An 11,942-nucleotide genomic window follows, 5' to 3' on the forward strand; every position below is an offset into this window, starting at 1 on the left:
GCGCCCGCCGCCGGTGGTCGCCACTGGTCGCCGCGCTCGTCGGGACACCGACGCCCCCGGCGACTCCTGCCGCCGTACCAGGGCGGACCCTGACGCGAACGAGAAGGAACAGGACGTGCCGAACCACTTCAACGACGCCATCATCGAGGAGTTCCGAGCCAACGACGGACGGGTCGGTGGCCCGTTCGAGGGCGGCCGGCTGCTGCTGCTCACCACCACCGGCGTCCACACCGGACGCCCGCACACCACCCCGCTGGGCTACCTGCCGGACTCCGACGACCGGCTGCTCGTGGTCGCGTCGGCCGGCGGGGCGGACCGGCACCCGCACTGGTACCGCAACCTGGTGGCGCAGCCCCGGGTCACCGTCGAGGACGGGGTGTTCACGTACCAGGCCGAGGCGACCGTGCTGACCGGGGCCGACCGGGACCGGATCTTCGCCCGGATCGCCGAGGCCCAACCCGGGTACGCCGCCTACCAGGCGAAGACCAGTCGGATCCTGCCGGTTGTCGCGCTGCGGCAGGTCGCGGGCGGCCCACCGAACGCCACGTCGTTCGGAGCGGCGCTGCGCCTGGTGCACAACGCGTTCCGCCGGGAGCTGGCCACCGTACGGCGGGAGATCGCCGAGGCCGGCCCACGGGTCGGCGCGCAGTTGCGGATCAACTGTCTCACCGTGTGCCAGGGGTTGGGCTTCCACCACCGGGCGGAGGACACCGGCATGTTCCCGGCGCTGGCCGCCCGGCCGGAGCTCGCTCCGACCCTGGCCCGGCTGAACGCCGAGCACGAGGCGATCGCGGCCCTGCTCGACACGCTCCAGCGCGCCGTGGCCGACACCGGGACCACCCCGGCCGCCCTGCTCGCCGAGGTGGACCGGCTGATCGCCGAACTGGAAAACCATCTCACGTACGAGGAGGAGCAGCTCATCCCGGCGCTGGACGCCCCGCGCCCCGGCTGACCGGACGGCTCCCGGGCGGACGGGCCACCGTCGCCCGGGAGCACCCGGTCACGACCAGGCCGGCCGGAGCGCCTGCCACTCCCGGTCGAGCATCGCGTAGAGCAGCTCGTCGCACCACTCGCCCTTGACGAACTCGCTCTCGATCAGGTGCGCCTCGCGCCGCATGCCCAGACGTTCCAGCACCCGCGCCGAGGCGGTGTTGCGGGCGTCCAACCGGCCGACGACGCGGTGCAGCCCGAGCACGTCGAAACCGATCTCCAGCATCATCCGGGCCGCCTCGGTGGCGTAGCCGCGCCCGCCGTGGTCCGGGTGGAAGACGTACCCGACCTCGCCCTGGCGGTGCTCGGCGCTGACCCAGAACAGCAGGACGTCCCCGACGACCTGGCCGGTCTCGCGGACCACCACGGCCAGGTCGAGCGCGTCCCCGGTGGCCCGCAGGACCGTCCGCCGCTGCTTGCGGGCCAACGCCTCCCGGCTGGCCCGCTCGTCGTGCGGCTCCCAGTACAGGTAGCGGGCCACGTCGGCGCGGGACTGGTACGCGTGCAGGGCCGCGAGGTCGTCGTCCGTGAACGGCCGCAGGTCGAGCCGCTCGGTACGGATCGGGTAGTCGGGGTTGAGCACCCCGGCAGGGTACGCCCCGCGCCCGGGGACCCGGCCCAGCACCGCCCCCGAGCGGGACCGGATCAGCCGACGGCGGCCATGACCTCGTCGGAGACGTCGAAGTTCGCGAAGACGTTCTGCACGTCGTCGCAGTCCTCCAGGACGTCGATCAGCTTGAAGATCTTGCGCGCGCCCTCCTCGTCCAGCGCCACGTGCACGCTGGGGATCAGGGCGGACTCGGCCGACTCGTACTCGACGCCGGCGTCCTGCAGGGCGGTGCGGACGGCGATCAGGTCGCCCGGCTCGGAGACCACCTCGAACGCCTCACCGAGGTCGTTGACCTCCTCGGCCCCGGCGTCGAGGACCGCCATCATCACGTCGTCCTCGGTGGTCCCGGCCTTGGGGACGATCACCACGCCCTTGCGGGAGAACATGTACGACACCGAGCCGGCGTCGGCGAAGGAGCCGCCGTTGCGGGTCAGCGCGGTGCGGACCTCGGTCGCGGCGCGGTTGCGGTTGTCGGTCAGGCACTCGATGAGCAGCGCGACGCCGTTCGGGCCGTACCCCTCGTACATGATCGTCTGGTAGTCGGCGCCGCCGGCCTCCAGGCCGGAGCCACGCTTGACGGCCCGGTCGATGTTGTCGTTGGGGACGGAGTTCTTCTTCGCCTTCTGGATGGCGTCGTAGAGGGTCGGGTTACCGGCCGGGTCGCCGCCACCGGTGCGGGCCGCCACCTCGACGTTCTTGATCAGCTTGGCGAACATCTTGCCGCGCTTGGCGTCGATCACGGCCTTCTTGTGCTTGGTGGTCGCCCACTTTGAGTGGCCGGACATCTCGTACCTCCGTCTGTTGACCCACGCCTCGCGTCGGCAATCCTACCGAGCCTGCCCAGGTCGGTGTCACACCGCCACCGACGCTGCGGGCCCCCGCCGGGTCAGCGGTGGCGCGGCGTCCCGCCCCCGGGGAGCGCCGCCACGCCACCGCCGGCGACGGGTCAGCCGGTCGCCGAGCGGACCAGGTCGACGAAGTACGCGTGCAGCCGCAGGTCACCGGTCAGCTCCGGGTGGAACGAGGTGGCCAGCAGGTTGCCCTGCCGGACCGCGACGACCCGGCCGGCGCCCGGACCCTCGGTGACCTCGCCCAGCACCGCCACGTCGGGGCCGACCCGCTCGACCCACGGCGCGCGGATGAACACCGCGTGGAACGGCGCGCCGGCGACCCCGGCCAGCGTCACCGGCGCCTCGAAGGAGTCGACCTGCCGACCGAACGCGTTGCGGCGTACCGTCATCTCGATCCCGTCGAAGCCCCGCTGGTCGGGGCGGCCGTCGAGCACCTCCCGGGCCAGCATGATCATGCCGGCGCAGGAGCCGTAGACGGGCATCCCGGCGGCGATCCGCTTGTCGATCGGCTCCCGCACCTCGAAGATGTCCACCAGCTTGCTGATGGTGGTGGACTCGCCGCCGGGGACGACCAGCGCGTCGACCGCGTCCAGCTCCGCCGGCCGACGCACCGCGACGGCCCGCGCGCCGCAGCCGGCGAGGGCGTGCAGGTGCTCCCGCACGTCCCCCTGCAACGCCAGCACGCCGATGGTGGGCGCGGTCATCGCCTCACCAGCCCCGCTCGGCCAGCCGGTGCGGCTGCGGGATCTCGTCGACGTTGATGCCGACCATCGCCTCGCCCAGGCCCCGGGAGACCTTGGCCAGCACGTCCGGGTCGTCGTGGAAGGTGGTGGCCTTGACGATCGCCGCCGCCCGCTGGGCCGGGTTGCCGGACTTGAAGATGCCGGAGCCGACGAAGACGCCCTCCGCGCCGAGCTGCATCATCATCGCGGCGTCGGCCGGGGTGGCGATGCCGCCGGCGGTGAACAGCACCACCGGCAGCCTGCCGTTCTCGGCGACCTCCTTGACCAGCTCGTACGGGGCCTGCAGCTCCTTGGCCGCGACGAACAGCTCGTCGGTGGGCAGCGTCTGGAGCCGGCGGATCTCCTGCCGGATCCTCCGCATGTGGGTGGTGGCGTTGGAGACGTCCCCGGTGCCGGCCTCACCCTTGGAGCGGATCATGGCGGCGCCCTCGGTGATCCGCCGCAGCGCCTCGCCGAGGTTGGTCGCGCCGCAGACGAACGGGACGGTGAACGCCCACTTGTCGATGTGGTTGGCGTAGTCGGCCGGGGTCAGCACCTCGGACTCGTCGACGTAGTCCACGCCGAGCGACTGGAGGATCCGCGCCTCGACGAAGTGCCCGATCCGGGCCTTGGCCATCACCGGGATGGAGACGGCGTTGATGATCCCGTCGATCATGTCGGGGTCGCTCATCCGGGAGACCCCGCCCTGGGCCCGGATGTCGGCCGGCACCCGCTCCAGGGCCATCACCGCGACCGCGCCGGCGTCCTCGGCGATCCTGGCCTGCTCGGCGGTGACCACGTCCATGATCACACCGCCCTTGAGCATCTCGGCCATGCCGCGCTTGACGCGGGCGGTGCCGACGACGGACGTGGTGGGTTGGGTGGTGGTTTCGGACACGGCTGATCGCTCCTCGGCGGGTCGGGGACGCTGCTGGTCAGAAAAATGCTACGTCCGGCTCAACACCCGACCGACAGCCAATCGAGTCCCGGGTGGCCTGCTCTGTGTCCGTCGTCACCACCCGGCCGGCCCCGGGAACTTCCCGCTCCGGTCAGCGTCGCCGCAGGTCAGTCGGGGGGCGGGGGCAGGGTGGGGTCGTCCACGTCGAAGTAGCGCGGGCGCTCGTGCCGGCGACTCATCCGCAACATCCGCACCAGTGGCCGGCGGCGGGCGGTGAGCGCGTCCCGGACCAGGTCGGTGTGCACCTGCCGGGCCAACGCCAGCCGCCGGCTCGCGGCGACCACCGCCTCGCCCGCCGGGTCGGTCGGGTCGATCCGAGCCGCGCGCAACTGCCGGGTCAGGTCGTTCTCCGCGGCCTCCCGCTCCTGCGGGCCCGCGTCCAGGGCGATCCGCGCGGCGGCGTACAGCTCCACGCCGTCCCGCTCCTCGGCCAGGACCGCGGCGGCCGCCGCGCGCCGCAGCAGGTGGGCGTCGAGGGCCCGGGCGGCCGACTCCGCCCGCAGGTGCAGCCGCTCGACCCGGGAGGCCGTCCAGAACAGGTACGCCGACACCAGCGCGACCACCGCGACCGCGACCGTCACCCACCACATGCCCGGCATCGTATGGCCTCCCCCTCCCCCGCCGCGCCGGTCAGCCCAGCCCCGCCCACTCCTGGTCGATGACCCGGCCGTCGGTGGCCTCGATCGCCGCCGCGTACACCTCCAGGACCCGGCGGGCCACCACCGGCCAGTCGTAACCCGCCACCACCTGGTCGCCGCAGGCGGTCAGCGCGGCCCGGCGCGCCGGATCGTCGAGCAGGTCGACCAGGGCGGTCCGCAGCGCCCCGGCGTCGCTCGTGGGGAACAGCCGGCCGGCCCGCCCGCCGTCGAGCACCCGACGGAACGCGTCCAGGTCGCTGGCCACCACGGTGGCGCCGGCGGCCAGCGCCTCGGTGAGGATCATCCCGAACGACTCCCCGCCGGTGTTCGGCGCCACGTAGAGGTGCACGCTGCGCAGCATGCGCGCCTTGTCCTCCTCGGAGACCAGGCCGAGGAAGGTGACCCGGTCCCGCAGGTCGGCCGGGAAACGGCCGTAGAGGTCGTCGGCCTCGCCCGGCCCGGCGACCAGCAGCCGCAGACCGGGACGCTGCCGGGCCAGCTCGACGAAGGCGTCCCGGAGCACCGGGAAGCCCTTGCGCGGCTCGGTGAACCGGCCGAGGAAACCGAGGGCGCCGCCGTCGCCCGGGCCGCACGCGCCCGGCCAGCCCGGCAGCGGCGGCACGCCGGCGAACTTCGCCACGGTCACCCCGTTGGGGATCTCCACCGCGCCGCCGTCCATGTGTTCGACCTGCACCTTGCGGGCCAGCGCGCTGACCGCGATCCGGGCGGTGATGCGTTCCAGCACGATCTGCAGCACGCCCTGGGCGGCGGCGAGCGCCCGGGACCGGGTCATCGCGGTGTGGAAGGTGGCGACCACCGGCCCCCGGGCGGAGAGCACCGCCAGCAGCGACAGGCTCAACGTCAGCGGCTCGTGCACGTGCAGCACGTCGAAGTCGCCCCGGGTGATCCAGCGCCGGACCCGGGCCGTGGAGACCGGCCCGAACGCGATCCGGGCGACCGAGCCGTTGTACGGCAGGGGCACCGCCCGCCCGGCCGGCACCACGTACGGCGGCAGCGGCGAGTCCTCGTCGGCGGGCGCGAGCACGCTCACCTCGTGCCCGAGGCCGATCAGCGCCTCGGCGAGGTCGATCACGTGGTTCTGCACGCCTCCCGGCACGTCGAAGGAGTACGGGCACACGATGCCGATCCGCACAGCGTTGGCCTTTCGTTCACTGCCGCGGGGCTCTGCTCCGCCGCTTGTCGCCTTCCGGCCCGGTCACCGGCCGTCCGTCCCGCCCCCCGCCCGTGCCGGACCGGCCCTCACACCGGCCCGGAGGGGACCGACGGCCGGCGCGTCGCCGGGGCGGCGGCCTGGTCCAGCCACATCCGCTGCAACATGTGCCAGTCTTCCGGATGCCGGGCGATGCCCGCCGCCAGACCGTCGGCAATCCGCTGGGTCAGCAGTCGGGTCCGCTGGTCGAGCGGGCCGCTGGCCGGATCCGGCAGCTCCAGGGGACCTTCGATGGACGCGCACGGGGCGTCCGGTTCGTACCACATGCTGGCGACGTAGAGGGGCGCCCCGGTGCGCAGGGCGAGCAGGGCCGGGCCGGGCGGCATCCGGGTCCGGCCGCCGAAGAAGGTGACCTCCACGCCGCGGGCGGAGAGGTCCCGGTCGGCCAGCAACGGCACCACGTGCCCGGCGCGCACCCGGTCGACCAGGACGTCGAAGGCGGGACGCGGGCCGCCGTGGGTGGGCAGGATCTCCATGCCGAGGCCCTGCCGGAAGGCGAGGAAACGCTCGTAGACCGCCTCGGGCCGGAGGCGCTCGGCGACCGTGGTGATCGGCCAGCCCTGCGCGGCGACCCAGGCCCCGGCGGCGTCCCAGTTGCCGGCGTGCGGCAGGGCCACCACCGCGCCCCGGCCGGTCGCCACGTCGGCGGCGAGCTGGTCCTGCCCATGGGTCAGCCGGAACCCGGCCAGGATCTGCGCGCGGCTGCGCGACGGCAGCCGGAACGCCTCCAGCCAGTAGCGGGCGTACGAGCGCAGGCCCTGGCGCACCAGCTCGTCCAGCTCCGCCTCGGGCAGGTCGGGGCCGACCACCCGACGCAGGTTGCCGGCGAGGCGGGCGGTACCCGCGCCGCGCCGACGGTGGGCCCGGTCGGCGCCGACGCGGAAGGCCGCCGCGGCGACCGGCCCGGGCAACGCCCGGATCAGTCGCCAGCCGGCGACATAGCCGAGTTCGGTGAGGTTCACCCGGTTCGCCCTCCGTTGTCCGACAGGTGGGCCGGCTCGTCGAGGTCTTCCGGCGGCGCGCCGCTCGGCCCGGTCACCCCGACACGCCCGCCCGGGTCTCCTGGGCCTGCCGGTACACGTGCGCCATCCGCTGCCCGACCGTGAAGATCGAGACGGCGGCGAGCAGCCAGAGCGCCACCACCAGGGCCGGCTCCAGCCCGAGCCCGGTGAGCAGACCGCCCACCCCGACGATCAGCAACCGCTCGGTCCGCTCGGCGATACCCACGTTGCAGGTCAGACCGAGCCCCTCGGCGCGGGCCTTCACGTAGGAGACCAGGCCGCCGGTGGCCAGGCAGACCAGCGCCGCCGCCACCCCGACCCGGTCCCCCTCGGTGGCCAGGTAGTAGGCGACCGCGCCGAAGACCGCGCTGTCGGCCACCCGGTCCATGCTGGAGTCGAGGAACGCGCCGAACCGGGTCGACCCGCCGCTCATCCGGGCCATGGTGCCGTCGAGCAGGTCGGTCAACGCGAAGACCGTCACGACGAGGGCGCCGGTGACCAGGTGGCCACGGGCGCCGAAACCGAGGGCGCCGACGAGCACCCCGACGGTGCCCGCGACGGTAACCGCGTTGGGGGTGACGCCGGCACGGAGCAGGGCACGGGCGATCGGCTCCACGACACGGGTCATGCCCGCTCGGGCCGTCACTTGGAAGATCTTCGCCATGGCGGTCCCACGATAACGGTCGGCCGGTACGGGCGGTACGTCCGGTGGCCCGACCCGCCCGCCGGGGTCGCGTCGAATCGGTAACGGCCCCGGAATCGGGGCGGGAACGTGAGCCAGCTCACCCGTCCGCCCGTCCCGTGCCCGGCACGGCGGGGACCACCGGAGGATAGCGGCGCGGACACGCCCGGGCCGTCGTCCCGTCGCGCGGCGGTCGCCACCACACCACCGTCGAGGGAGGTGCGCCCGATGGCGCAGCAGAACGACCACCAGGCCGCCGGCGACCCGCCGGCGGCGACCGGGCCCGGCGGCATCCGCAACGTGGCGCTGGTCGGCCGGTCCGGGGTCGGCAAGACCGCGCTGGTCGAGGCGTTGCTGGCGGCCAGCGGCACGGCCGCCCGGACCGGCACGGCCGGCGACGGCACGGCCGGCGACGGCGCTCTCGGCGATCCCGGCCCCGCCCCGGTGAGCCTGACCTGCGCGTCGCTGTTCCACCGCGGGGTCAAGGTCAACCTCCTCGACACCCCCGGGCACGCCGATCTCGTCGGCGAGCTGCGGGCCGGCCTGCGCGCCGCCGACGCGGCCCTGTTCGTGGTCTCCGCCGTCGACGGGTTGGACGCGGCCACCGCCGCGCTCTGGGAGGAGTGCGCCGCCGTCGACATGCCGAGGGCGGTCGTCGTCTCCCGGCTGGACCACCCCCGGGCCGACTTCGACGAGGCGGTGGCGCTCTGCCAGCGCGTCTTCGGGGACAACGTGCTCCCGCTGCACCTGCCGATGCTCGGCGACGACGGGGTCTCGGTGGCCGGGCTGATGGAACTGATCGGCCGTCGGGTGTTCGACTACTCCGCCGGCTCGCCGGCCACCGTCCGGTCGCCCGACCCGCAGCACCTGCCGGCCATCGGCGAGGCCCGCGACGAGCTGGTCGAGGGGATCCTCGCCGAGAGCGAGGACGAGACCCTGATGGACCGCTACCTCGACGGTACGGAGATCGACCCGGCGACCCTCGTGCAGGAGCTGGAGAAGGCCGTCGCCCGGGGGCACCTCCACCCGGTGACGCCGGTCTGCGCCCCGACCGGGGTCGGGCTCGACGTGCTGCTGGAGGTGCTCACCACCGCGTTCCCGGCGTCGCCGGAGCACGCCCTGCCGGCGGTGACCGGCGTGGACGGCTCGCCCCGGCCGCCGCTGACCGGCGACCCGGACGGTCCGCTGGTCGCCGAGGTGGTCGGGACGACCGTCGACCGGCACGCCGGCCGGGTCCGGCTGGTCCGGGTCTTCTCCGGCACGCTGCGGGCGGGCCAGGCCGTCCAGGCGGACGGCCGCCGCCCGGCCGAGGGCGGGCCCGCCGACGCCCGGATCGGGCACGTCTACGGGCTGCTCGGGACGACCCTGCGGGAGACGCCGTGCTGCGTGGCCGGTGACCTCTGCGGGATCACCGGGCCGGGCGACGCGCGGACCGGCGACACGATCTCCGCCCCCGCCGACCCGCTGCTGCTCGCCCCCTGGGAGCTGCCCTGACCGCTGCCCGTGGTCGGTGTCCGCCGACGCGCGGGCGCGGGAGCTCAAGATCCGCAGGCCGTTCGGCCGCTCCGGGCCGTGACGCCGCCGGGCGGGCGGTCAGGGGCGGGCCGCGGGGAGGGTGGGGGCCGGCCAGTGCGGGCGGTCGGCGTCCCGGAGGGCTGCGGTACGCAGCGCGGCGAGCTGCCGCTCCACCTCGGCGAACTGCTCCGGCGGCAGCGGCCCCCGGCGTAGCGCCGCGGCGTTCTCCTCCACCTGGGCGACGGTGCGGCAGCCGGGGATGGGGATCGTCCGGTCGCTGCGGGCCCAGAGCCAGCCCAGCGCGCCCTGGGCGAGGGTGCGCCCGTCGGCGGTGAGGGCGGCCCGGACCGCGCCGACCCGACGTAGCCACTCGGGGGCGGGACGGCCGCCCCGGAACCAGTCCAGCCAGCCGGACGTCACCCCCCGGACGTCGTCGCGGGGCAGGGTGGAGCCGGCGGTGTACTTGCCGGTCAGCAGCCCCATCCCCAGCGGACCCCGGTCGACGCTGGCCAGGTCGTGCTTGTCGCAGACGGCCAGCATGGTCGGGGCGTCCCGCAGCACCGACAGGTTGTGCTGGACGGCGGTGTGCCCGGGGCCGTGCTGCGCGTAGGCGGCGGCCCGGTCGGGGTGATCGGTGCTCCAGCCGTACGACCGGATCAGGCCCTCGGCGACCAGCTCCTCCAGGGTGCCGAGCAGCGCCTGCGCACGGGGGATCGGCAGGTCGGCGAGGTGGAGCTGGTAGAGGTCGATCCGGTCGGTGCGCAGCCGGCGCAGCGAGTCGACCACCGCCCGCCGCAGGTACGCCGGTGAGGCGTCCTGGCCGGTGGCCTGGCGGGTCGCCTCGTCGAAGGTGTACCCCCACTTGGTGGCGAGCACCGCCTCGTCGCGCCGCCCGGCCAGCGCCCGGCCGAGGATCCGCTCGCTGTGCCCGGCGCCGTAGGTGTCGGCGGTGTCGAAGAGGGTGACGCCGAGATCCAGCGCGCGGCGGACCGCCCGGACGGACTCCTCGTCGTCGACCGGGCCCCAGCCCAGTGGCTGGCTGCCCTCCGCCCACGGGCCGCCGATCGCCCAGCACCCCATGCCGAGGGCGCTGACCTCGATGCCGCTGCGGCCGAGCCGCCGTGTCGTCACTGCCACCGCTCGATCCTGTCATCCGTCGGCGCTTCGCGGGCGGCGCTCGCGTGCGCTCCGCGGGACGGGCGCCGGCGGCAGCGCCCGGCGGGCTACCGGCTCAGGGCGTGGGCCAGGCCTTGGTGAGCAGGTCACGGGTGTCGGTGAGCAACTGCGGCAGGACCTTCGTCCGCCCGATCACCGGCATGAAGTTGGCGTCGCCGCCCCACCGGGGAACCACGTGCTGGTGCAGGTGGGCGGCGATCCCGGCCCCGGCGGCCCCGCCCTGGTTCATGCCGAGGTTGAACCCGTGGGCGTTGCTGACCGCCCGTACCACCCGCATCGCGGTCTGGGTGAAGGCGGCCAGCTCGGTGGTCTCCGGCAGGTCGAGGTCGGTGTAGTCGGCGACGTGCCGGTACGGGCAGACCAGCAGGTGACCGGGGTTGTACGGGTAGAGGTTGAGCACCGCGAAGACGTGCTCGCCGCGGGCCACCACCAGGCTGTCCGCCCCGGGCAGGCCGGGCGCCCGGCAGAACGGGCAGCCGGCCGGCCGTTCGTAGCCGCCCTCGGGGCGGTCCTCGCCGGAGATGTAGGTCATCCGGTGCGGTGTCCAGAGCCGCTCCAGGCTGTCGGCCATGCCGTCGTCCGCGTGCCGCTGCGCCCCTGTCACGCGACCGATCCTACGGTCTCGACCGGATCTCGACCCAGCGTGTGGCGGCCCGGCCCATCCTGCGACCAGTGGGCGGAGGCGACGACGGCGGGCCGGCGGCGACCGTCGGACGTCGGGCGGAACGGATTTAACACGAAGGATATTGACGCATCTAAGGTGATCGATGAAACTCCTTCCCAAAGAACGATGAGTTTCGATGGGAGTGGACCGTGAACCGACGTACCGCCGTGCTCCGCCGTCTCGGCCGGGCACTGACCGCCTGCGCCCTGGCCGCCGTCGCCACCCTGGTCGGGGTGACCGCGACCGGCAGCGCCGCGCACGCCGACGGCTGCTACACCTGGGGCCGCGCCCTCTCCTCCGGGATGACCGGTGAGGACGTCCGCCAGCTCCAGATCCGGATCTCCGGCTACCCCGGCTACGGCGCGGTCATCGCCCTCGACGGGGCGTTCGGCCCGGCCACCCGGTCCGCGCTGATCCGCTTCCAGCAGGCGTACGGGCTCTCCGCCGACGGCATCGCCGGCCCGCAGACGTTCAACCAGCTCTACGCCCTCCAGGACAATGACTGCACCCCGGTCAACTTCAGCTACGCCGAATGGAACCGGTGCAACGGCGACTGGTCCGGCGGGGCGGTCTCGGCGAGCAGCGCCCGGTTCAACGCGCTGGTGTCCATGTGGAAACTCCAGGCGATGCGGCGCGCCATGGGCAGCAAGTCGATCAACATCAGCAGCGGCTTCCGCAGCTACTCCTGCAACAGCGCGGTCGGCGGGGCGTCCAACAGCCGGCACCTCTACGGCGACGGCGTCGACCTGGTCGGCGTGCACTCGTTCTGCGCGTTCGCCCAGCAGGCGCGCAACCACGGCTTCACCAACATCCTCGGCCCCGGCTACCCGGGCCACGACGACCACGTCCACCTGGGCAACACCCCGAGCCGCTCCTGGTCCGCCCCGAGCTGCGGGATCTGACC

Annotated in this window: 12 protein-coding genes and 1 pseudogene; 3 read left to right on the forward strand and 10 right to left on the reverse strand. The window is 74.3% G+C overall.

Going from position 1 to position 11,942, the window contains the following annotated elements; all coding sequences use genetic code 11:
* Positions 1-115: 115 nt before the first annotated feature.
* On the forward strand, positions 116-952 hold the full coding sequence (locus O7606_RS08705; RefSeq protein ID WP_281598548.1) for a nitroreductase/quinone reductase family protein: 837 nt from the start codon (positions 116-118) through the stop codon (positions 950-952).
* A gap of 48 nt (positions 953-1,000) precedes the next feature.
* Here O7606_RS08705 and O7606_RS08710 read toward each other — a convergent pair whose 3' ends face one another.
* The 8 genes from O7606_RS08710 to pgsA form a co-directional block, all read right to left on the reverse strand.
* Positions 1,001-1,573, reverse strand: a complete 573-nt coding sequence (locus tag O7606_RS08710; protein WP_281598549.1) for a GNAT family protein — start codon at positions 1,571-1,573, stop codon at positions 1,001-1,003.
* 62 nt (positions 1,574-1,635) lie between these two features.
* A complete protein-coding gene (locus O7606_RS08715) occupies positions 1,636-2,385 on the reverse strand; it encodes a YebC/PmpR family DNA-binding transcriptional regulator (RefSeq protein ID WP_281598550.1) in 750 nt (249 codons plus the stop codon).
* A gap of 161 nt (positions 2,386-2,546) precedes the next feature.
* Complete coding sequence (gene pdxT / locus O7606_RS08720; RefSeq protein WP_281598551.1) at positions 2,547-3,155, reverse strand: pyridoxal 5'-phosphate synthase glutaminase subunit PdxT; 609 nt, start codon at positions 3,153-3,155, stop codon at positions 2,547-2,549.
* A 4-nt stretch (positions 3,156-3,159) separates the two neighbouring features.
* A complete protein-coding gene (pdxS, locus tag O7606_RS08725) occupies positions 3,160-4,071 on the reverse strand; it encodes a pyridoxal 5'-phosphate synthase lyase subunit PdxS (RefSeq protein ID WP_281598552.1) in 912 nt (303 codons plus the stop codon).
* A 167-nt stretch (positions 4,072-4,238) separates the two neighbouring features.
* A complete protein-coding gene (locus O7606_RS08730; RefSeq protein WP_281598553.1) occupies positions 4,239-4,730 on the reverse strand; it encodes a hypothetical protein in 492 nt (163 codons plus the stop codon).
* Between the two features lie 31 nt (positions 4,731-4,761).
* Complete coding sequence (locus O7606_RS08735; RefSeq protein WP_281598554.1) at positions 4,762-5,922, reverse strand: glycosyltransferase family 4 protein; 1,161 nt, start codon at positions 5,920-5,922, stop codon at positions 4,762-4,764.
* 107 nt (positions 5,923-6,029) lie between these two features.
* On the reverse strand, positions 6,030-6,962 hold the full coding sequence (locus O7606_RS08740) for a phosphatidylinositol mannoside acyltransferase (protein ID WP_281598555.1): 933 nt from the start codon (positions 6,960-6,962) through the stop codon (positions 6,030-6,032).
* Positions 6,963-7,035: 73 nt separating this feature from the next.
* Positions 7,036-7,665 (reverse strand): phosphatidylinositol phosphate synthase, encoded by a 630-nt coding sequence (gene pgsA, locus O7606_RS08745; protein WP_281598556.1) that lies wholly within the window; start codon positions 7,663-7,665, stop codon positions 7,036-7,038.
* Between the two features lie 246 nt (positions 7,666-7,911).
* Between pgsA and O7606_RS08750 the strand changes: the two are divergent.
* A pseudogene (locus O7606_RS08750) lies at positions 7,912-9,174 on the forward strand (GTP-binding protein); the annotation flags it as partial.
* Between the two features lie 102 nt (positions 9,175-9,276).
* Here the strand turns inward: O7606_RS08750 and O7606_RS08755 are convergent.
* Both O7606_RS08755 and O7606_RS08760 read right to left on the reverse strand, forming a co-directional pair.
* Positions 9,277-10,335, reverse strand: coding sequence for an aldo/keto reductase (locus O7606_RS08755; protein ID WP_281598557.1), 1,059 nt, complete (start codon positions 10,333-10,335; stop codon positions 9,277-9,279).
* 94 nt (positions 10,336-10,429) lie between these two features.
* Entirely contained in the window at positions 10,430-10,945 is a 516-nt protein-coding gene (locus tag O7606_RS08760; protein WP_281599564.1) for an HIT domain-containing protein, read from the reverse strand.
* A 242-nt stretch (positions 10,946-11,187) separates the two neighbouring features.
* Here O7606_RS08760 and O7606_RS08765 point away from each other — a divergent pair, with 242 nt between their 5' ends.
* Complete coding sequence (locus O7606_RS08765; RefSeq protein WP_281598558.1) at positions 11,188-11,940, forward strand: D-Ala-D-Ala carboxypeptidase family metallohydrolase; 753 nt, start codon at positions 11,188-11,190, stop codon at positions 11,938-11,940.
* The last annotated feature ends 2 nt before the right edge of the window (positions 11,941-11,942 follow it).

It is taken from the genome of Micromonospora sp. WMMD882 (assembly GCF_027497255.1).
GTDB lineage: Bacteria > Actinomycetota > Actinomycetes > Mycobacteriales > Micromonosporaceae > Micromonospora.